Origin of the sequence: Methanobacterium sp. BRmetb2 (assembly GCA_003491285.1) — an archaeon.
Taxonomy (GTDB): domain Archaea; phylum Methanobacteriota; class Methanobacteria; order Methanobacteriales; family Methanobacteriaceae; genus UBA117.
In genome coordinates this window covers 1,355,661-1,374,368 of record CP022705.1, presented here as the reverse complement: position 1 = coordinate 1,374,368, position 18,708 = coordinate 1,355,661, and the positions used below count along the sequence as shown (strand labels likewise).

The following is an 18,708-nucleotide window of genomic DNA, read 5'->3' as shown; positions in this document are numbered from 1 at the left end:
TAACTAAAACATTTTTTATACTAAAATTTATTTTTAAGTAATTTAATAAATATAATATAATTAATAATCAATAGTGGGGTGTTTTATGGAAAAAAAAGAAATGCAATTAAAAGTTGCAGAAGCATTTTCCCAATCAGATGTTGGTAGATCAGTAGCCAGAATTGATCCAGCATGCATGCAAAAATTAGATTTGCTTGATGGGGATATTATTGAAATTGAAGGAAAAAAATTAACAGCTGCATTAGTAGCATCATCTCAATCAGACATAGGCCTTGGAATTGTAAGAATTGACGGCTACATGAGAAAAAACGCTGGAACTTCCATTGGAGAAGAAGTAACCGTAAGACGAGCAGAAGTTAAAGAAGCACAAAAAGTAGTCTTAGCACCTGTAGAACAACAAATACTAATCAGGGGAGATGTAACACAAGCTTTTGCTGGTAGAGTACTATCCAAAGGAGATATAATAGTTTCTGGAGTAAGACAACAACAGACCATGAGAGGTGGATTATTTGATGAATTCTTCAGAGAAATGCCAGAGGTTTCACCACTTGGAGAAATAAAACTAGCTGTAGTCTCAACCAAACCAGTCGGAATAGTAAAAGTAGGTCCCATGACTGATGTGGAAGTCCAACAACAACCAGTGGATGTTTCAAAATTGGAAGGTGTGAAAACTTTCGTAGATGTTACCTATGAAGATATAGGTGGACTTAAAGAAGAAGTTAAAAAAGTCCGTGAAATGATTGAAATTCCACTCAAACGACCAGAACTCTTTGAAAGATTGGGGATAAGCCCACCAAAAGGAGTATTAATGCACGGTCCTCCAGGAACTGGTAAAACTTTGCTGGCTAAGGCTGTGGCCAATGAAAGCGATGCGCATTTCATTGCTATAAATGGTCCAGAGATCATGAGCAAATATGTGGGTGGTTCTGAAGAACGACTAAGAGAATTATTTGAAGAAGCAGAAGAAAATGCACCTTCCATAATATTCATAGATGAAATAGATGCAATATCTCCAAAAAGAGAAGAAGTGAGTGGAGAAGTTGAAAGAAGAACCGTTGCTCAACTCTTAACTTTAATGGACGGTCTAAAAACCAGAGGACAAGTAGTGGTAATTGGAGCTACTAACAGAGTAGACGCACTTGATCCTGCAATCAGACGACCTGGTAGATTTGATAGGGAAATAGAAATAGGTGTACCAGATAAAGACGGTAGAAATGAAGTTCTACAAATTCACACCCGGGGAATGCCCCTGGATGAAAAAGTTGATCTGGATGAAATTGCAGATGTTACCCACGGATTTGTAGGTGCAGACCTGGAATCCTTATGTAAAGAAGCAGCAATGAGAGTTCTAAGAAGAATACTTCCTGACATAAAAGCTGAAGAGGAAATACCTAAAGAAACTCTTCAAAAAATGATCGTGAAAAAATCAGACTTTAAAGAAGCTCTAAAAGAAATTCAACCATCTGCACTGAGAGAAGTTTTAGTACAGGTACCTAATGTAACCTGGGAAGACATCGGTGGATTAGAAAATACTAAACAAGAACTGCAAGAAGCTGTAGAATGGCCCTTAAAATATCCAGAAAATTTCGAAAAATTTGGGGTAAGACCACCCAAAGGCGTGCTAATATACGGACCACCAGGAACCGGTAAAACTCTGCTAGCTAAAGCTGTAGCCAATGAAAGTGATGCTAACTTTATAGCCATTAAAGGCCCAGAATTACTATCTAAATGGGTAGGAGAATCTGAAAAAGGAGTAAGAGAAGTTTTCCGAAAAGCAAGACAAACTGCACCAACAGTGATATTCTTTGATGAAATAGACTCAATTGCCTCCACCCGAAGCGGAGCAGACTCTGATTCTGGAGTTACAAAAAGAGTAGTAAACCAATTATTAACGGAAATTGATGGAATGGAAGAGTTACAAGACGTTTCAGTAATTGCTGCGACTAACCGGGTTGATATTATAGATCCTGCCCTGGTAAGACCTGGCCGATTTGACCGACACATTAAGGTAGATGAACCAGATGAAGCAGCAAGAATTGCAATATACAAAGTTCACACCAAAGACATGCCACTGGCAGAAGATGTGGACATTGAAAGACTTGCTAAAATGAGTGCAGGTTATGTTGGTGCGGACATAGAAGCAATATGCCGTGAAGCAGTGATGTTAACCCTTAGAGAAAATCTAAATGCTGAAAATGTTTCAATGAAATCCTTCAAAGAAGCAATGAAAAAGGTTAAACCAAAAAGTGAAGTTGAAATGGTCCAATACCATTAAAAACTTCAACATGAGAAGTAATTAAATTAAAACTTCTCAGTTCTTTTTTTATAAATAATATTTGTCTAATTCTGCCTGTGATTAATAAATGAATGTTTATTAGGTTAATTTATTTTAAAAACTTATTTTTTACCAGTATATCAAAAAATTTATTCATTTAAAAAATAGATGGAATAAAATGATTATACGCAATTTTTCTTCAAATTCCATTAAATTGTTTTAGTAAGTATAGTTGATTTGAATTTATAATTAATTAAAGAAGTTATAATTAATTAAAAACTAAATAAATTATTAAATTTAATTAGAAGAAAACCATTTATTACAAAAATCAATTTTATATTTAGTAAAAATAAATTCTAAAAAAATGAATAAAAAGGTTAATAATTCGTGGCAATTCTTAATTACAATGTTCAGGTGAAAAAATGAGTTACAAAGTTAAAGACATATCACTGGCACCACAAGGTAAAAAGAAAATTGAATGGGTTCAACGGCATATGCCTGTATTAGAAACCATAAAAAAAGCATTTCAAAAGGAAAAACCCTTTGAAGGAATAACAATTGGATCATGCTTACATCTTGAACCAAAAACTATTAATTTAGGTTTAACTTTCCAGGCAGGAGGCGCAGAAGTTGCCATGACCGGATGTAACCCTCTTTCTACCCAGGATGATGCTACCGCAGCCGGGGCTGCTCTGGGACTTAACATGTACGGTTGGAGGGGTGAGAACAATGAAGAATACTATGCAAACATTCATCAGGTGCTTGATCACCAGCCAGACATCATAATTGATGATGGTGCCGACATGATATTTCTCATACACAAGCAAAGACCAGAGCTAATAGAAAATATTTTAGGTGCGTGCGAAGAAACCACCACCGGAATACATAGACTAAAGGCTATGGCTGAAGACAAAGCTTTGAAATTCCCAGTGATGGCGGTAAACGATGCTTACACTAAATATTTATTCGACAACCGTTACGGAACCGGCCAATCCACCTTCGATTCAATTATGGGTGCCACCAATGTATTGATCGCAGGAAAAACCGTGGTCGTATGTGGATATGGATGGTGTGGTCGTGGAATTGCTATGAGGGCTGATGGACTGGGTGCAAATGTTATTGTTACTGAAATTGATCCTATAAGAGCTTTAGAAGCTAGAATGGATGGTTTTAGAGTAATGAAAATATCGGAAGCTGTTAAACATGCGGACCTGCTTATAACTGCCACTGGAGACATTGACGTTGTTGCTGGGAAAGATTTTGAATCAATGAAAGACGGATGTATAATGGCCAATTCTGGTCACTTCAATGTTGAAATCAATAGAAATGACCTTGAAAAGATGTCTGTTAAAAACAGTAAAATCAAGGCAGATATTGAAGAATTTGTAATGAATGATGGAAGAACTTTATATCTTCTGGCAGACGGCAGACTTGTTAATTTAGCATCAGAACGAGGCCAAGGACACCCCGCAGAAATAATGGACATGAGCTTTTCCATGCAAGCCTTATCCGCCAAATATTTATTGAATGCAGATTTAGGAAATGAGGTTTATAAATCACCTGATGATATAGACAATTACATTGCTAGACTGAAATTAAAGGCTATGAACATAGAAATTGATGAGTTGAGTCCTGAACAGATAAAATATCTTGAAAATTGGGAAGAGGGAACCTAAACCTTCTTATTTCTTTCCAGTTCGAAAATGATAAATGAGTTACATGAGTTTTTTTAAAATTATTGATAAAAGTAGTGAACCTGTCCGTTTATTTATTGGGGGAGTGCATGGTAAAGAGGGCTCAACAACCATTGAAGCCTTAAATCAAATTAATAGTCATGATGTTAATGATGGAAAGCTTCTTATATACAATTGTGATGAAAGTCCTTATATCAGTACTTTAGATGAAGGTTATTACGATTCAAAGATAGGCAAAGAGATTTTGTCCCTGATAAAAACCTACAAACCCAAGATTTATGTTGAACCACACTGTTATAAATCTTCTAATTATGAGAAATTAACTGATAAAAATAGGAAAGAAAAAGTTGGAGTTCCTCCACTTATAGAACTCAAGTGGGGGGTTCTAATTGGTTCAGTATCTCCATTTGTTAGGTTGAACTGCTTCAAAAGAGAAGATGTGTGTATTACACTTGAAGTACCATGCAAACCATCACCAAAAGCGCTGAATTTGTATACGCAGGTTCTTAAAATTGTTGCAGGTTCAAAAAATAGAAAAGAAATAGAGGACAAATTAAAGGGAGAATTTCCTTCCCAAATAAAAACAGCACGTAAGTATGCTATTGAATTTTTTGGAGATTATCCTCCGTTCTAATTAACTTGTTTTAACTGAATTCAATCACCAGAATAACCCTCTATTAAGAGAAATACCATTCTCATTGCACATCTGGATTAAATATTCTGTAGGGAGGAAAAAGTTAAATCCTTGTTTTTCAAATCCCTGGACTAAAATACCAATGGCTTTACCATTTTTATCGCATACCGGGCCTCCACTACTCCCACTATCTACCGCAGCATCAGTTTGATAGTATTTTATTCCTGACGGTGATGGTCTTTCTCCACTAACTATTCCTTGAGTTAAAGTTGCAGTGTAAATACTATTCCATAGTTCATCACTGGCCTCTGTTGTAGATACATCTTTATAAAAGGCAAACTGTTCCATAGGGTATCCGTATATACGTACATCATCACCTACTTCGATTTTTTCAGAACTAACAGAAAGTGCAGGTAGATTATAAACATTATCTACCTTTAACAGCGCAACATCTATTTCATTTTCAGAATTTCCCATATCCACTAATTTAGCTACAGGAGGATTGTTGGGACTATCTGGAAATGCAGGTCCCCTAATATAAATATCATGCTGATATTTAGTAGCTTTGACTGCTCCTGCTTCCATAAATGTTGAAGTTAAATCATCTAAGTCACTTTCAGTCATATTTTTCAAAACTTCAGGATAATATTTCTGTAAAAATATATACATGGCTGCTTTATCTACATAATATTTTATATCATCATCATTCATTTTTCGAATAACGCCTTTCTTACTTATGTCCCATGGATCAGCCACAACATGAGCAGCAGTTGCAATATAACCGTCACCAGTTATAATAAATCCAGATCCACTACTGATTCCATAATATTCAACATTAACTGTATAATTCTTGTTATTTGTAGGATCAGTGACAATAGAAGTTCCTGAAACAGCTGAAACAATGAATACTGCAGAATTTTGGGGTTTTGGTGAAGAAAAAGTTGAAGATATTGCAAAGACCCCTACTATGGCCACCAGCACAATAAGTGCACCTACAATTAAAATTAATTTAGTATTAGTTTTGTTTTTAACTGGTTTTTCGGAAGTTTTAATATCTTTTGAAGATTGTTTTGATGTTTTACTATTATCTTGTTCAGATTTAGGATTTATATTTTGTATGGGAATACTTTTTAAATCGTAACCACAATTTGCACAAAATTTAGAGCCATCCGAATTTTCTTTACCACATTTCGGGCATTTCATATTATATATCCCCTTATAATGAATTTTCAAATATGAAATATTTCTAATTTCTAATAATCTCTGTTACTGTATTATAAATCTTTTCAATTAGTTCTAATCCTAATTTTTATTGTTATTATTTAAAAAAATCTTATGGCCATAATTGTAGAAATTTAATCCGGCTGAAACCTATTTATATGGTTAAAACCAATCTTCCAAACTTTTTTGAGTAATATTCAATCCTTTTATCTTTTCTACTGCATTTAGAACTCGATCCTGTGAAAAACTGTGTTCTCCACTTAAAAAATCGATTAGCTCATCTTTATCTGGTTTTTTCCATTTTATCTCATAATCAACTGCAACATCAGGTTTTAGAAATATATCTCGAAGGACAGCAGGATCAACTTCCATTTCAACATCTAAATGTTTTATAACACTGTAAATATCTTTATGTTCCTTTAAGAGTTTTAAGCCAGTTTTTGCACCTACACCTTTTATTCCCTGATTGAAATCAGTTCCAACCAGTATTGCTACATCTACCAGTTGTTCTCGAGTTATGTCCAAATTATTTAAAACTTTATTTAATTCAAACATTTCTAAATTAGCTCTTGTAGAGGAGATAGCTAAATTCCTTACCATGAGGGGTGCGCCAAATAAAATACAGTCATAATCTTGAGATGCAACACACCATGCATCGCCATTTTGAACCATGTATGTGGCTTGAGCTTCTCCTTCCCCCACAGCTTGGATAAATGGTATTCCCATGAGATCTAAAAGTTTTTTTGAACTTTCAATAATTTCTGCTGACATTCTTGAAGATCTAACAGCATATTTACGAGCTTCCTCTATTTCCCCCTTTTCAAGGGCCTTTTTCCATTTTTTCTCAGATTCAATCCTAATCTCGCTTCTTTTAGTTTGAGTATCTCCTTTTAAAGAATGTGACTTTCCATCGAATACATAAACCGGTTTTATTCCTTTATCTACCAGTGCCGAGGTTCTGTATAAAAGTCCACTTAAATGAGATGTTACTCTACCCTGGTGATCCTTTAGTGGTGTGCCATCCTGCTGGCGTATGCTTGATAAAAACTGATAAAGAGCATTAGCCGCATCAATAGCTACTATTTTACCCTTCAAATCTTCAAATTTTATCTCTTCTGGTTTCACAATATCTTTAAGTTTCACGCCCATACAATCACATTCATCAACTGCTGGTAAAATGTTTAAAACATTATTATATTTATAAAATTTGAAATAGTTATCATATATTCAATTTTTAAAATAAAGAATAGGGAAATGTTTCCTTGATTCTTATAAGAACCATGTCTTTATGGATAATATTATAAGTCCTGGTTAACATCATAGAATCTGTATTAAAAATATCAGAAAGTTCCTGGCTGGGTTTTTCTACACCGATCATCTTAATTTCTCTTCGAGACTCAATATTATGCTTTTTTAGAATTCTACCTATAGGAATATCTGCTCTAATTAAGTCCTCTCTAAAACTATTATTAAGTCTTTCAACTGGTATGTAGGAGACTGCATGAATCAGGGGCTTTTTGCGTCCCATGATAACCACCCTATAATTTATTGTATCCCCTGCAATAATATCCAGTGCCCTAGCAATTTCTTCATTAGATTCCTGAAATTCTTGGGTCATGGTTTTAATATTGATTTTACCGCCATTTAAAACATCTAATATAGTTGTGACTGAACCGTCTGTAGCTAAAAGAATTTTTTGAGTATTAGAAAGTTCACCAATCTTTTTTTCAACTTTTTTTATCTCATCAATGATGTTAATATCCATTTTGCTCACTATGTTTATTTTTTTATGATATATTATAGTGATAACTAAGATATAGTCATTTAACTAATGATTCCGGGTTTTTAATTACGCCCTCTACTGCTGAAGATGCTACCACAGCAGGATTTGCCAGATAAACTTCTGAATCAGGGTCGCCCATTCTTCCTAAAAAGTTCCGGTTGGTGGTGGCGATCGCTGTTTCCCCAGAGCCTATTACTCCCATGTGAGCACCTAAACAAGGCCCACAACCAGGATTACAAACTATTGCTCCTGCAGATATAAATTTGTCAATAATATCTTCTTTTAAGGCATTAGAATAAATTTCTGCAGAAGCGGGGATTACTATTAAACGAACGTCCGGGTGTACCTTTTTATCTTCCAAGATTTGGGATGCTATTCTTAAATCTTCCAGACGACCATTGGTGCATGAACCTATAAAAGCCTGATCTATGTGCACCCCTTCGACCTTGGAAATATTTTTTACATTATCTACATTATGTGGACATGCCACCTGCGGTTCCATATCATTTATATCAAATAAATATTCTTTTTCATATTGGGAATCTTTATCAGATCTTACTATCTCAAAAGAATCACCGGACCTTTCTTTTAAATATTTCAATGTCAGAGGATTAGGTTCCATTATTCCATTTTTTGCCCCCATTTCCACTGCCATATTACACATGGTCATTCTTCCCGATACATCCAGGGATTCTACTGTTTCTCCGTGAAATTCAAGTGATTTATATGTTGCTCCATAAGAGCCAATTTCACCAATAACATTCAAAATAACATCTTTCGCAGTTGTATATGGTCCTAAATTACCAGTTATAATGATTTCATATGCTTCAGGAACCATAAACCATGTCCTGCCGGTTGCAAAAATCATAGCCATATCTGTAGCCCCTACACCTGTAGCAAATGCTCCAAAGGCCCCATAAGTACATGTGTGAGAATCTGCACCTACAATAACTTTTCCAGGGTTTATATATCCTTTTTCAGGGAGAACCTGATGACATATGCCCTCTCCATGAGTGTAAATATTCTTTATCCCTTGTTCCCTGGCAAATTTCCGAGTTACTTTTTGAAATTCTGCAGAACCAATATTATTTGCAGGTAAATTATGATCAAAAACAATAACAATCTTTTCATTATCCCATACTGTATCTGCAATTTTTTTAAATGTATTTATGGTAGGTGGGGAGGTTCCATCATGTGTCATTGCTAGATCTACATCTACCTTAATTAGTTCGCCGGGATTAACTTCCCTTTTTTGGGAGGCCCTTGCTAAGATTTTCTCGGTAATATTCATATCAAAAACCACTAACAATCAATTTTATAATCATTCTAAACAATAAAGAAGATTCAAACTATTTTTTATTGAAAACTTTTCATTGCTTTATATTTTTAGAAGTCCACCGGTCCGCGGATGGATTTAACTATCTTATTGAATAATTTGTCGTTAATATATTTACCCTCTTCTCTTTGCATTTTAACTTGTTCAACGATTTCACATAATTCGTCTCTAGTCACTTCTATTCCGCATTCTTGAAGTTTTGCTTTTACTGCCCGGCACCCTGAATGTTTACCTAAAACTATCCTCCTATGATGGCCTATTAATTCTGGTAGAAATGGCTCGTATGTTAATGGTTCTTCAATAACTGCGTCAACATGTATACCTGATTCGTGACGGAACACATTTCTTCCAACTATAGGCTTGTTATCAGGTATCTTCATGTGAGTAAGTTCCTCGACCAGTTTGGAAAGCTCATAAAACACCTTTATATTAAATCCGAGATCAACCCCATAAACCATAAGCAGAGCCATTATCAACTCTTCCAGAGAAGTATTACCTGCCCTTTCACCTATACCATTAACTGTGGTTGATATGGCATTTCCTCCTGCTAAAAGTCCTGCGATTGAATTAGAAAGAGCCAAACCAAAGTCATTATGGCAGTGCATAGCAATATCTACTTTTAGATGTGATCGAAGCTCCCTTACCAAAAAATCCATACCATATGGATTTATAGCCCCTACAGTATCAGCTATGTGAATTCTGTCAACACCATAATTTTCTGCTTTTTTATAAATTCTTTTAAGGAAATCTAAGTCTGTTCTGGTTGCATCTTCGGCTGAAAAAGCCACAAATATCCCATGATCTTTAGCATACTCAATTGATTTCATACATACATTCAGAGCTTGATCCTTGGAAAGTTTTAGTTTGTGTTGCAAATGAATATCTGAAGTTCCCATGAATGTTATTATGCCATCAACATCACAATCCAACGCTACATCAATATCTTCCTTCTTAGTACGGGAGAGAACAATTATATCTGCATTTAAATCTTCATTAACTATGGCCTTTACTGATCTTTTTTCTTCATTGGATACTATGGGAAAACCAGCTTCAATCTGGTGAATTTTAAGTTCATCCAGCTTTTGGGCTATTTTAAGTTTTTCAGGGGTTCTTAAACAAACCCCTGGTGTTTGTTCACCATCTCTTAAAGTTGTATCATAGATGGTAATATTCTTTGGAAATTCTAAATTCACTTCTTTATTGAAAGGACTTACAAAATACTTCAAATTATACCCACCATTATTTAGATAATAGATTTAAACTTGAAACTTTTCTAAAGGAATTAATCTATTTAACTTTACGCTTTATAATTAAAATATTTACCCATATGGAATGATAAAAAAAATACATTTCCATTTTAAATTATCCATTTTTTTATATTATCGTACTTTTTTATAATAATCAAATTTTACAATTTAATATATGGTTATTTTCTCGAAAGTCAAGTATTGAACCAATTAAATATAAATTCCCATAAGTTCCAGATAAGATCTTCTTTCAAATCCATCTGTAATTCCTATTTTTTTATATATTTCGAAAATTTTTTCTACAGAATCTTCAAAATTTTCGCCTTCATTGGCTTCAGTTTCGATTTCCACAAACGTTCCTACATCCCGAACTTCATCCAGACTTATAATAAAACTATGGTAGTGGTAGATAACTCTTTTTTTATTAACATTTGCAACGGGAATGAATCCAATATTTTCCAGAATAGAAGACATTTTTTCCAAATCTTCAATTTCAACTTCTATTTCTTTTCGGGTTTTACTAACAGCGTCCATCTTCGCTCCTTTATATGTTAAAATTAATTTTTCATATTTTGAATTTTCTAAACCCGGTTGGGTAACCTTTCTAATTCGAAGTGCCTCATCTGTTTTAGCAAAATCACGGTGGGGTGCATTAAAGTAAATATCATCCTGAAGCTCAGTTTTTATAAGCTCAGCATCTAACTTGGCCAAAGCATTTTTAACTGGACTGAAATCGTTTACATGGGCTTTAACTTCAACTTCTATCATTATATCACCTGAATTATTTGATTTTAGTGAGGACAATTAAACTTAGGACATCCCCCAGAAAATTCTGGATCAACATTTAAATATTCTTTATTAGAATCCGTTTCTGGGAAATTGTTAAGGTATATGACCTGTTCCTTTTTAGTTCCATATCGATAGATAGTAATTCCTTTACATTTTAGTTTATAGGCTAAGATAAAAATATTTTTTATATCGTCCTGGGATGCGTCTGTAGGTAGATTAACTGTTTTAGAAACAGCATTATCCACATATTTTTGAAAACTGGCCTGCATCTTAACATGACATTGTGGAGGGATATCATAAGCAGTTACAAATAATCTTCGAATTGTTTCTGGAATTTCTTCAATATTTTGGATGGAACCATTTACTGCAATCTTTTTTAAGATACTTTCGTTAAAGAATCCTTCTTTTTCTGCTATTTTCTTAAAAACAGGGTTTATTTCCATTAATTTAGTACCATCCAATACTTTTCTAACGAAACTAACTGCAAATAAGGGTTCTATACCACTAGTAACACCAGCCAATATACTTATAGTTCCAGTAGGGGCAATAGTAGTAGTGGTAGCATTTCTCATTGTCTCAAAGCCGTTATCATACCATTTACTATCCTTGAAGTTAGAAAAAGATCCTCTTTCCTTACCCAATTTGATTGAAGCTTCTGTTGCCTTTTTGGATATGAATTTCATAATTTCTTCAGCTATTTTTAAAGCGGGAACTGAATCGTACGGAATTCCGAGCATTAAAAGTAGATCAGCAAAACCCATAACTCCTAGACCAATTTTACGATTTTTTAGTGTTTCATTTTCAATTTTAGGTGACGGATAATTATTAACGTCGATTACGTTGTCTAAAAAGTGTACTGCTACATTTACAATGTATTCTAATCTTTTCCAGTTAATTTTACCATTTTTAAATATTTTGGTTAAATTAATTGAACCTAAATTGCATGATTCATAATCCATAAGTGGTTGTTCCCCACAAGGATTTGTTGCAGTAATTTTTCCAAGTTTAGGTACAGTATTGTGCCTGTTTATTTCGTCTATAAAAATTAATCCAGGATCTCCTGTTTTCCACGCCATCTCCACTATTTTATCAAATAAGTATCTTGCCTTAAGTTTTCTTACCACTTGTCTATTTCTGGGATTTATTAATTCATAATTCCCATCACTTAACACTGCATCCATAAAACTATCTGGAACCGCTACCGACAGATTAAAATTTTTAAACAATCCTTCCTGAACCTTTGACGAAATAAAATCAAGTATATCTGGATGATTAACATCCATTACCGCCATATTTGCCCCTCTTCTTCTTCCTCCTTGTTTAATTACATCAGTTGCCACATCAAATATGCGCATAAACGAAACCGGTCCTGACGCAATACCTTTAGTTGATTTTACAACATCTCCCCGGGGTCGAAGCTGTGAAAAAGAAAAACCAACACCGCCACCTGATTTATGGATAAGTGCCATATATTTTAGTGAATCAAATATAGCTCCCATAGAATCTTCAACAGGTAAAACAAAACAAGCAGACAGTTGATTAATTTGAGTTCCAGCATTCATTAAAGTTGGTGAATTTGGAAGAAATTCCAAATTAGACATTAAATCGTAAAATTTCTCTTCAATTGACTTTAAATCAATATCTGGTTCGTATATTTCATCTACTACAGAAATTGCTTTAGTTACTCTTCTAAACATACCTGATGGTGTTTCAATAAGTTTACCACTCTCATCTTTGAGTAAATATCTCTTTTTAAGGATTTTAATAGCATTTACAGATAGTTTTACTTCATAAGATTTTGCAAAGTTTTCTACTTTTCTTATATTCCCACGGCCTTAGTTTTAATCGAGTGAAACTAAATATAAAAATTTTATAGGAATTTTGTAAGAAAAATTTAGTTAATAATGTATTTTGATTAATGAATCTTGGAATAATACTTAATTTTAAGATTTGTATTGCTTAAAATATTATTTATTCTACGTTTTTTTCTATAAAGTTTTCTAAATAATTTTTTGCATCATGGATCTGCAATAAATAATCATTTATAAGTCTTTCAAGAAGTTCGTATGGTTTTATTCTATGATCCCTCTCATCTACAATTTTTTTCTTAACTTTTAAAGATTCTTTTTTATTTAATTTCTTATTAAATACTTTCATTACTTTAACTGGTTTATTCAACTCTTCAATTCTCTTTAGATATTCTTTTCGAATGGAACGCGTGTCCATGCGAATATTATAGTTTATCTTAAGTAAAGTCTTTTCAATTTTCTTTAATTTGACGAGTAATTGTAAAGCTTCTGCAACCGAATCAATATCTAGATTTAAACCTTCGATTTCTAGATTTGAAATTTCTTCACGGTAGAATCTTGGATCTAAAACCATTATTTCCCCTTTTATATTGATATTTTTCTATCACCGTATGAAGTACTATTAGAACAATATATTTAATAAAATGTTTATTTAAATACTAAAAAACTTAAAAAACAATACGTGTAAAGTATGATATAATATAATGTAAATATTTGAATGATAAAATTAGTTGATAGTTTTAAAAAAATTTTCTCTGATTTTGTAAATGAAAAATAAGGGTTTCTAATCATTTTTATTTTGATTTAAGCCAATAAAATTTATAGAATAGGATATTATTTATCTAGATTATTTTTCATATTTACTGTTAAAGACAAAAAAATATTTTTTATAATATAAAGTAATATAAATAACCCTTTATAAACCATATAAAAAATGTATATAAATAAATCGTGATTATTCGGAGGTATATATTTGACAGATGTAGAAATAAAAATCGAAAACATCGTGGCTTCTGCAACATTAGGAAAATCATTAGAACTTAAACAAGTTGCACCTGCATTAGAAGGCGTAGAATATAATGTAGAAAATTTTCCAGGATTAGTATATAAATTGAAAGAGCCAAAAACCGCTGCCCTGATATTTGGTTCAGGTAAATTAGTTTGTACTGGAGCTAAATCTATAGAAGATTCTAAGAAGGCTATTCACATTGCAGTGGATAAAATGAGAACACTAGATCCAGATATTCCTAAAGAGTTTGAAATAAAAATTCAAAACATTGTAGCTTCAGCCAATTTAGGTAAAACCTTAAATCTGGAAGCAGTGGCCTTAGGATTAGAAAACACAGAATATGAACCAGAACAATTCCCTGGTTTAGTTTACAGACTTGGCGACCCAAAAGTAGTATTGCTTTTATTTGGTTCCGGGAAAGTAGTTTGTACTGGGGCTAAGAGTTTTGATGACGCTAAACTCGGTGTTGCTAAAACTCGAGAGCGTTTAGAAGAATTGGATTTGATTTAAACTCGGTGGTATTATTGATTAAGCTTGTAGTTTTTGATCTTGACAACGTAATTATTGATGGCGAGGCTATAGATGAAATTAGTAAGTTAAAAGGCGTCGACAAAGAAATAACAGAAATAACAGAAAAAGCCATGCAAGGCGAATTAGATTTTGAAACAGCAATTAAAGAGAGAGTATCTTTACTTAAAGGGACTTCAGTCGAAGATATACAGAAGGTTGTTGAAAAAATACCGCTGATGGAAGGAGCTGAAGAAACTATTAAAGAACTCAAAAATAAAGGGTATAAAATTGCGACAATAACCGGTAGTTTCGAAATCATATCCAACCATATTAAAGACAAATTAGGATTGGATTTTGCTTTTTCAAACAGTCTCATGGAAGAAGATGGTTTACTAACCGGAGAAGTTGAAGGCCCCTTGGTAAAAGGTTCAAAAGCAGATGTTCTAAAGGAACTATCTGAAAAAGAAAACATATCATTAGAAAATTGTGTTGCTGTTGGTGATGGAGCTAATGATATATCCATGCTTAAATCTGTTAAATTAGGAATAGCATTTAATGCTAAACCTGCAGTTAAAGAAATAGCAGATGTTGTTATTGATAAAAAAGATTTAAGAGAACTTTTAACTCATTTAAATACTGATGGCGACGCTGAAGAGACTGATGGTGATTATGAAATAAAATCAGTTAACCTGGAACAAAGCAATGAAAAGCTGCTTAATGAAAAGCAAACTTATGAAAAAATGCTAACAAAAGTTGCAGAAGAGAGAGATAAGCTTAATCAGGAAGCTAAAAATTTCAGAACGCTAAGAGATGATCTTAATAGTAGTCTTAAAGAAAATCTTAATAATGCCATAGAATTCCGGGACAAAAGAAACAAATTCAACGAAGAAGTTGAGAAAAACAAAAAACTTCGTGAAAAAGCTAATAAAGAACTTAAAAGTATGGAATGGGCTTCTGGTAAGAAAGATCGTATTAAAATTGAAAATGAAATTAAAAAGATTGAAAAAACCATAGAAACCAAGGTTTTGGATATTAGAAAAGAAAATGAATTAGTCAAAAAATCTACAGATCTTCGAAAAAAGCTTAAAGAAATCCAGGAAGACGAAGAAGTTCGAGAAGAAGCTCTTGAACTTAGAAAAACATCAGAATCATATCATGCTAAAGTTGTTGAATTTTCAGATGAAGCACAAATTGCCCATGATAAAATGCTTGAATATTTCAAAAAAACAGATGAAATACGAAGCAAAGCCGATGATGCCCATAAAAAGTTTGTGGAATGCAAGGAAAAAGCATCAGCAAAACATGACAAATTCCGGGCAATTTTAGATGAAATCCACAAAATAAATAAAAAAATTGGTAAAGTCAAATCAGAGAAACGCCATATTGAAAACAAAGCTAGTAAAAAACGAAATTTACAAGAAAAAGAAAAAGCTGAAGAGATATATCAAAAATTCAAAGAGGGTAAAAAACTCAGTACTGATGAGTTACTACTGCTTCAAAAACACAACATTGTTTAAGGGATTAAATCCCTTTAATATTTATTTAAATTCTAAATTATATTCTGTAATCATTTACGAGGAGATAGATTCTGTAAATAATGTCCATTATGAGGTTTCCATGATGATAAAAGATAAAAAGGAAGTAAAATCTGAAAAGATTGAAATTTGCTTTATTTGTAATAAAGAATTTGACATGAATGAAGATGATATTAGTAGATACATTCATGGGAAATATCCACTCTGTCCTTATTGTTCCGAGTTTTATGGATTTTATTAATTTTATTTATTAATTAATCTTTTTTTAGATACTTAAATAAATTTTAAAGTGTTAAAATAAGGCCTAATTTAGTTAATGTGCATTTTTTAGGTTTTATCAATATTTTATTAAATAGGATTTTCAAATTTATCCTTCTTATTTAAATATATTAACTAAAAATAATCCACTAATTATGTACTTATATTAATAATATGAAAATCGAAAGAAGTTATGTAATAAATGCAACAGTTAATTTAAACGATAATAATTTAATTTAAAATAATCATAACAATGAATTGAGTGATATTATGCATGAGGTTATAATCTGCGAGAAACCAAAATCATCTGAAAAAATAGCCAGCGCACTCTCCAGCAACGCGGTTAAAAAAAGTTATAAAAGAGTTCCTTATTACGAATTTGAAGAAAATGGTAAAAAAACTACTGTTTTAGCTGCAGTTGGCCATTTATACTCACTTGCACCTAAAAATTCCCGGCAGAAAAAAATATTTGATATTGACTGGAAACCTCTGTATGAAAAAGACAAAAGCAAAAAATATGTTAAAAATTACATTGACGCCATTATAAAGTTCGCAAAAAATGCTGATAAATTTATTCATGCTTGTGATTATGATATAGAAGGTACATTAATTGGTTATAATGCATTAAAATATGCTTGTGGGGAAAAAAGTTTAGATAATGCATTTAGAATGAAATTTTCCACTTTAACTAAGGAAGATGTGTTAGATGCATATGAAAATCCTATAGATATTGATCTAAAACAGGTGGATAGTGGTATTGCACGTCACGTACTTGATTTTCTCTTTGGAGTAAATATATCTAAATATTTAACAGATTCTGTGATGAAAGCCACCTCCAGGTATATTCAACTTTCTGCAGGTAGAGTTCAAACTCCAACTCTATCTATACTGGTTGATCGGGAAAAAGAGATTAAAGAGTTTATACCAGAGCCTTACTGGATGATCAAAGCTGATTTAGAGGGCGGAATACTCGCAGATCATAAAAGAGGCAAAATTTTTGATAAAAAAGAAGCGGATTCTATTTTAAAAAATTGTGAAAACAAAGATGCGCTGGTTGAAAGTATCAATTTACGGGAAAGTAAAAAGAGACCTCCCGTACCCTTTGATCTGGGAACTTTACAATCAGAAGCATATGGTTTATTTGGTTTTAGTCCAAAAAAGACCCAGCAAGTAGCACAAAATCTTTATATTGAAGGATATACCTCTTATCCTCGAACATCTTCACAGAAACTGCCAAAAAGCATAGGATATGACAAAATATTAAAAAAACTTGGTAAAAATAACACTTTTAAAAAGCATATTTCCAAACTCAAAAAACCTTATTTCCCCAAAGAAGGTAAAAAAAAGGATGAAGCTCACCCAGCTATACATCCTACCGGTTTAATCCCTAAAAAATTAAGTACAGATTCTCAAAAAATTTATGAATTGATTGTATACAGATTTATAAGCGTGTTCAGTGCCGATGCAGTTACTGAGACTATGAAAGTTGATTTAGATATTGGAAATGAAGAATTTACATTCAGTAGAAGAAAAACTGCTAAACTGGGTTGGTTAGAGCATTATCCTTACCGAAAAATAGAAAATGATGTATTTCCAGATATAAAAGAAGAAGATGTATTGAAAGTACTAGAAATTATCTGCGATGAAAAGGAGACAAAACCTCCTGCAAGATACAACCAAGCCTCTTTAATACGGGAACTAGAAAAAAGAGGATTAGGTACTAAATCAACAAGAGCCAACATAATATCCATCCTTTATGATCGAAAATACATAGAAGGAAAGCAAATTGAGGTAAATCAGCTTGGTGAACAGCTCATTGATACCATGAAGAAATATTGTGATAAAATTACCAGTGAAGAATTAACCAGACAATTTGAAAATGAACTACAAGAGATAATAAAAGGATCTATTGAAAAAGATACAGTTATAGAAGAGGCTAAAGTAGAAGTTACATCTATTTTAGAGGATATAGAGAATAAAAAATTAAAGATAGGTGAAGAACTTTACGAAGCCTACAAAGAAAGTAGAATTGTTGGTAAATGTAAATGTGGTAATAATTTAATATTAATCAATTCTCCCCGTACCGGAAGCATATTTGTGGGATGTTCAGGATACCCGGACTGTAAGGTAACTTATCCCCTTCCACGCGGTGCTAGCATATTAAAAACAACTTGTGAAAAATGTGGTCTGCCCATGATATCATTTGGTAAACCTCGTCAAAGGGCTTGTCTCGATCCAGACTGTGGTAGGGAAGGCAAAAAACCATCTAACGAAGTTGTGGGAAAATGTCCAGATTGTGGAAGTGATTTGATAAAAAGATCCGGCCGTTATGGAGAATTTATTGGATGCAGTGGTTTTCCTAAGTGCAGATTCACCAAATCTATTGAAGAAGAGAAACAAACCAACTAATAAACACTTATTCTAAAAAAACAACAAAATATCATATCTCTTTTTTCAAAGATAATTAAAAACCAGTTGATGTTTAGAATGGAGAAATTTTTGTTAAAATGTGAATAAAGTAGCTATTTTTATTAAAAATTTTGATTTAGAGACATGGCTTTTTTTCTCAAATTTTGAAGATTTAATAAAAGGAATTGATTTGTTCTAAA

The 18,708-nt window shown here is 32.7% G+C and carries 15 protein-coding genes; 7 read left to right on the top strand and 8 right to left on the bottom strand.

Translation table 11 applies throughout. The features are described 5' to 3' along the window. Positions 1 to 85 precede the first annotated feature (85 nt). The 3 genes from CIT01_06870 to CIT01_06860 all read left to right on the top strand — a co-directional run bounded on the left by CIT01_06870 (position 86) and on the right by CIT01_06860 (position 4,603). Positions 86 to 2,275 carry an ATPase gene (locus tag CIT01_06870; GenBank protein ID AXV37939.1) on the top strand — a complete coding sequence of 730 codons (2,190 nt, stop codon included), beginning with the start codon at positions 86 to 88 and terminating at the stop codon, positions 2,273 to 2,275. Between the two features lie 422 nt (positions 2,276 to 2,697). After that, positions 2,698 to 3,951 carry an adenosylhomocysteinase gene (locus tag CIT01_06865; GenBank protein AXV37938.1) on the top strand — a complete coding sequence of 418 codons (1,254 nt, stop codon included), beginning with the start codon at positions 2,698 to 2,700 and terminating at the stop codon, positions 3,949 to 3,951. Positions 3,952 to 3,994: 43 nt separating this feature from the next. After that, complete coding sequence (locus CIT01_06860; protein AXV37937.1) at positions 3,995 to 4,603, top strand: hypothetical protein; 609 nt, start codon at positions 3,995 to 3,997, stop codon at positions 4,601 to 4,603. Between the two features lie 24 nt (positions 4,604 to 4,627). Here CIT01_06860 and CIT01_06855 read toward each other — a convergent pair whose 3' ends face one another. From CIT01_06855 to CIT01_06820, 8 genes are all read right to left on the bottom strand, one after another. Then, positions 4,628 to 5,806, bottom strand: coding sequence for a hypothetical protein (locus CIT01_06855; protein AXV38751.1), 1,179 nt, complete (start codon positions 5,804 to 5,806; stop codon positions 4,628 to 4,630). A 180-nt stretch (positions 5,807 to 5,986) separates the two neighbouring features. Further along, a complete protein-coding gene (gene fen / locus CIT01_06850) occupies positions 5,987 to 6,973 on the bottom strand; it encodes a flap endonuclease-1 (protein AXV37936.1) in 987 nt (328 codons plus the stop codon). 85 nt (positions 6,974 to 7,058) lie between these two features. Then, positions 7,059 to 7,589 carry a UbiC family transcriptional regulator gene (locus CIT01_06845; GenBank protein ID AXV37935.1) on the bottom strand — a complete coding sequence of 177 codons (531 nt, stop codon included), beginning with the start codon at positions 7,587 to 7,589 and terminating at the stop codon, positions 7,059 to 7,061. A 55-nt stretch (positions 7,590 to 7,644) separates the two neighbouring features. Then, positions 7,645 to 8,898, bottom strand: coding sequence for a 3-isopropylmalate dehydratase large subunit (locus tag CIT01_06840; protein AXV37934.1), 1,254 nt, complete (start codon positions 8,896 to 8,898; stop codon positions 7,645 to 7,647). Between the two features lie 95 nt (positions 8,899 to 8,993). Beyond that, positions 8,994 to 10,169, bottom strand: coding sequence for a homoaconitate hydratase (aksA, locus tag CIT01_06835; protein ID AXV37933.1), 1,176 nt, complete (start codon positions 10,167 to 10,169; stop codon positions 8,994 to 8,996). A 231-nt stretch (positions 10,170 to 10,400) separates the two neighbouring features. Then, positions 10,401 to 10,958, bottom strand: coding sequence for an adenylate cyclase (locus tag CIT01_06830; GenBank protein ID AXV37932.1), 558 nt, complete (start codon positions 10,956 to 10,958; stop codon positions 10,401 to 10,403). Positions 10,959 to 10,981: 23 nt separating this feature from the next. Next, a complete protein-coding gene (locus tag CIT01_06825) occupies positions 10,982 to 12,802 on the bottom strand; it encodes a ribonucleoside-diphosphate reductase, adenosylcobalamin-dependent (protein AXV37931.1) in 1,821 nt (606 codons plus the stop codon). A gap of 148 nt (positions 12,803 to 12,950) precedes the next feature. Continuing rightward, positions 12,951 to 13,361 (bottom strand): hypothetical protein, encoded by a 411-nt coding sequence (locus CIT01_06820; protein ID AXV37930.1) that lies wholly within the window; start codon positions 13,359 to 13,361, stop codon positions 12,951 to 12,953. A gap of 399 nt (positions 13,362 to 13,760) precedes the next feature. Between CIT01_06820 and CIT01_06815 the strand changes: the two genes are divergently transcribed. The 4 genes from CIT01_06815 to topA all read left to right on the top strand — a co-directional run bounded on the left by CIT01_06815 (position 13,761) and on the right by topA (position 18,508). Further along, entirely contained in the window at positions 13,761 to 14,306 is a 546-nt protein-coding gene (locus tag CIT01_06815; protein ID AXV37929.1) for a TATA-box-binding protein, read from the top strand. Positions 14,307 to 14,320: 14 nt separating this feature from the next. Beyond that, positions 14,321 to 15,823 carry a phosphoserine phosphatase SerB gene (gene serB, locus CIT01_06810; protein AXV37928.1) on the top strand — a complete coding sequence of 501 codons (1,503 nt, stop codon included), beginning with the start codon at positions 14,321 to 14,323 and terminating at the stop codon, positions 15,821 to 15,823. Continuing rightward, positions 15,816 to 16,082, top strand: coding sequence for a hypothetical protein (locus tag CIT01_06805; GenBank protein AXV37927.1), 267 nt, complete (start codon positions 15,816 to 15,818; stop codon positions 16,080 to 16,082). Before serB ends, CIT01_06805 begins: the two co-directional genes overlap by 8 nt. A gap of 287 nt (positions 16,083 to 16,369) precedes the next feature. Beyond that, positions 16,370 to 18,508 (top strand): DNA topoisomerase I, encoded by a 2,139-nt coding sequence (topA, locus tag CIT01_06800; GenBank protein AXV37926.1) that lies wholly within the window; start codon positions 16,370 to 16,372, stop codon positions 18,506 to 18,508. Positions 18,509 to 18,708 lie beyond the last annotated feature (200 nt).

What these genes read in the sequence shown, in the direction of transcription:
- CIT01_06820 (AXV37930.1), bottom strand. Translation starts at nt 13,361, where the DNA reads ATGGTTTTAGATCCAAGATTCTACCGTGAAGAAATTTCAAATCTAGAA.
- CIT01_06840 (AXV37934.1), bottom strand. Translation starts at nt 8,898, where the DNA reads ATGAATATTACCGAGAAAATCTTAGCAAGGGCCTCCCAAAAAAGGGAA.
- CIT01_06865 (AXV37938.1), top strand. Translation starts at nt 2,698, where the DNA reads ATGAGTTACAAAGTTAAAGACATATCACTGGCACCACAAGGTAAAAAG.
- CIT01_06830 (AXV37932.1), bottom strand. Translation starts at nt 10,958, where the DNA reads ATGATAGAAGTTGAAGTTAAAGCCCATGTAAACGATTTCAGTCCAGTT.
- fen (AXV37936.1), bottom strand. Translation starts at nt 6,973, where the DNA reads ATGGGCGTGAAACTTAAAGATATTGTGAAACCAGAAGAGATAAAATTT.
- CIT01_06855 (AXV38751.1), bottom strand. Translation starts at nt 5,806, where the DNA reads ATGAAATGCCCGAAATGTGGTAAAGAAAATTCGGATGGCTCTAAATTT.
- CIT01_06860 (AXV37937.1), top strand. Translation starts at nt 3,995, where the DNA reads ATGAGTTTTTTTAAAATTATTGATAAAAGTAGTGAACCTGTCCGTTTA.
- CIT01_06870 (AXV37939.1), top strand. Translation starts at nt 86, where the DNA reads ATGGAAAAAAAAGAAATGCAATTAAAAGTTGCAGAAGCATTTTCCCAA.
- CIT01_06845 (AXV37935.1), bottom strand. Translation starts at nt 7,589, where the DNA reads ATGGATATTAACATCATTGATGAGATAAAAAAAGTTGAAAAAAAGATT.
- topA (AXV37926.1), top strand. Translation starts at nt 16,370, where the DNA reads ATGCATGAGGTTATAATCTGCGAGAAACCAAAATCATCTGAAAAAATA.